The sequence below is a fragment of the Bartonella sp. AA86SXKL genome, assembly GCF_042196885.1.
The window spans coordinates 1-1,815 of record NZ_JBHIRE010000072.1; the positions used below are offsets into that span (position 1 = coordinate 1).

General features: G+C 35.1%; 5 protein-coding genes and 1 pseudogene. 2 read left to right on the forward strand and 4 right to left on the reverse strand.

The window, feature by feature from the left end:
• Positions 1-6 precede the first annotated feature (6 nt).
• Positions 7-285 carry a hypothetical protein gene (locus ACFIO5_RS09760; RefSeq protein ID WP_375705292.1) on the forward strand — a complete coding sequence of 93 codons (279 nt, stop codon included), beginning with the start codon at positions 7-9 and terminating at the stop codon, positions 283-285.
• A gap of 42 nt (positions 286-327) precedes the next feature.
• Here ACFIO5_RS09760 and ACFIO5_RS09765 read toward each other — a convergent pair whose 3' ends face one another.
• The 4 genes from ACFIO5_RS09765 to ACFIO5_RS09780 all read right to left on the reverse strand — a co-directional run bounded on the left by ACFIO5_RS09765 (position 328) and on the right by ACFIO5_RS09780 (position 1,596).
• Complete coding sequence (locus tag ACFIO5_RS09765) at positions 328-648, reverse strand: addiction module antidote protein (RefSeq protein WP_375635100.1); 321 nt, start codon at positions 646-648, stop codon at positions 328-330.
• Positions 635-937: a type II toxin-antitoxin system RelE/ParE family toxin gene (locus tag ACFIO5_RS09770; protein WP_006589072.1), complete on the reverse strand. Its 303-nt coding sequence runs from the start codon at positions 935-937 to the stop codon at positions 635-637. The genes ACFIO5_RS09765 and ACFIO5_RS09770 overlap by 14 nt, the downstream gene beginning before the upstream one ends.
• 111 nt (positions 938-1,048) lie before the next feature.
• Positions 1,049-1,372, reverse strand: a complete 324-nt coding sequence (locus tag ACFIO5_RS09775; protein WP_208431501.1) for a type II toxin-antitoxin system PemK/MazF family toxin — start codon at positions 1,370-1,372, stop codon at positions 1,049-1,051.
• The gene (locus ACFIO5_RS09780; RefSeq protein WP_375635099.1) at positions 1,372-1,596 is read right to left on the reverse strand and encodes an antitoxin MazE family protein; all 225 of its coding nucleotides are present in this window, start codon (positions 1,594-1,596) and stop codon (positions 1,372-1,374) included. The genes ACFIO5_RS09775 and ACFIO5_RS09780 overlap by 1 nt, the downstream gene beginning before the upstream one ends.
• A gap of 142 nt (positions 1,597-1,738) precedes the next feature.
• On the opposite strand from ACFIO5_RS09780, the pseudogene ACFIO5_RS09785 reads away from it, so the two are divergent.
• Positions 1,739-1,815 (forward strand): annotated as a pseudogene (locus ACFIO5_RS09785) (lysozyme); the annotation flags it as partial.

Sequence of the window (1,815 nt, forward strand, 5' to 3'; positions counted from 1 at the left end):
TGTGCAATGAATAGCAGTGTCGATTTTTTGTGCGATTTGTGGATAGCTTTATATCAGTTTTCTAATGATGAAAATATGAGCGATAAAGATTGTACTGCTCTGGTTGACACTATGAGTGTAATAGAAAAAGCTTTGATTTCAAAACTTCAGGATGAACTACCCAATATTACAAAGATTTTAGCAATTCTTACAGATTTTGGAGATTCAGAGTTACCGCATAGCATGGATTCTTTGTTACGCGCTTATGAACCAAATTTCGAGAGCCCCATTAAAAAGGTTGCTTAAGTAAAAAATATGCCCCTCCCCGTTCTCAAAATGGGGAGGTGGTTAAGATGCTTCTTCTAAAGTTGTCTGCTCCTTACAATTCTTTTGAATAGGTGTCAAACTCATTTGCAAATCTAATGCACTTAAAACACTAAGAAAAGTAGAAAGCCGTGGATCACCTTTATCGCTTAAAGAACGATAAAGAGACTCGCGATTTAGTCCTGTTTCTTGAGAAACAGCTTTCATTCCTTGTTTACGCGCAATAATGCCTAATACATGTGCAATATAACCGCTATTTTTGGTTTCTAAAGCATCATCTAATAAGATCTTAAAGTCTTCAGGTGTATTAAAATATTCACTTACATCAAATTTAGTAATTTCCATGTTTCATTTCCTTTACTAATTGAAGGGCTTTTTCGATATCTTTTTGTTGTGTGGATTTATCACCAGCATTTAATAACAAAATGATTTGTTTCCCTTGTTTTACAAAATAAATCCTATAGCCTGGTCCATAATTTATTTTTAGTTCACCAATGCCACGGAAATATTTCACGTCTCCTAGAAGCCCATATTCAAGGCGGAAAATACGTGCAGCAATTTTCTTTTGCACTTGTTTGTCTTTTAACGAATCTAACCACTCTGTAAAATAGTGTGTTTTTTTAACAATAAATATTTGTAGTTTATATGCTACATAATAGATAATGTCAAATACATTCTTTTGTTCCAATGAAAAAGCTACATGAAGCTTAACCAAGCTATCTTTCCGAAGAAAAAAATCCAATTTTTATTTTACTATTCCTAAAAATACAGCCAAACAACGTTCAATCTCCAGCATTTCCTTTGCTTGAAGAGAGCCAAAAATGGAACTCATTTTGTCACATCTTACCGTCATAATCTTATCAATCATTACTTGCGAAGGTTTTTGCAAACCATTTTTAGCGTTTGGCTGAATCGTAATGCGGAGTAATGGCGCATCAACAAGTGTACTTGTAATTGGTAAAACCGTCATGCTGGTATGTTCACTAAATTGATTAGCTTGAATGATCAATGCGGGTCTTGGTTTACCAAAATCACCTTGTATCGCTATTGTTACCAGAGAACCACGCATCATTCTGTCCAACCATCAACATCCATTAAAGATTGATCCATAAACAACTGTATAGATGTATCAGCTTTATCCATTTTTGCTACTAAGCGACATTGGCGGCGACACTCTTCTGCAAAATTTGGCTGGCGTGTATCTGGAACCCAAATCTGCATTAAGCGCAAACCTGCTTTTCTTTGCGTATTGCGGTGTTTTTGAACCCGTTCATTAACGTGCATTGTAGCCATAACAAAATCTCCATTATGTTTCATGTAACGTATAACACAGAAAAAAGTTACATGAAACGAGATTTTTAATAAAAGGCAATAATTGCAATTTTTAATATTCACTCATCCCCGCCTTGTGTGGGTTTTTTTTATGGAGCAACACATGCGAAAAATATCATCAGAAGGACTAGCACTTATTAAACAATGGGAAGGTTTGCGTTTGAACGCCTATAAAGATGC